The 267-nt window shown below is 67.4% G+C and carries 1 protein-coding gene; it reads right to left on the reverse strand.

The annotated features are described in order from the left end of the window. Positions 1-78: 78 nt before the first annotated feature. On the reverse strand, positions 79-267 hold a 189-nt coding region (locus tag NLU14_RS22025; protein WP_275710629.1), incomplete at its 5' end, for a hypothetical protein.

Consider the following 267-nt stretch of genomic DNA (forward strand, 5'->3'; position numbering starts at 1 on the left):
AGGCAGGACGGCTGATGCCAGCGGGCACCGGCTCCCGTGGGAGTCGGTGCCCGCTGGTGTGCGCTGAGGCGGTGCTGGTCAGAGGTTGTTGGCGACCAGGGCCTTCCAGGCGTTGATCTCGTTGGTTGCGTGGAGGGTGTCGTTCTCGGGGGTGGAGGCCCAGTCGTCGTCGAACCAGGCGATCATCTGGGGTGCGGGGATGCCAGCGGAGGGCACGCCCTGGGAGATCTTGGTGGTCTCGGACTGGAACCAGGCGATGCGCTTGGT

This window comes from Marinobacter iranensis, assembly GCF_029207565.1.
Taxonomy (GTDB): domain Bacteria; phylum Pseudomonadota; class Gammaproteobacteria; order Pseudomonadales; family Oleiphilaceae; genus Marinobacter; species Marinobacter iranensis.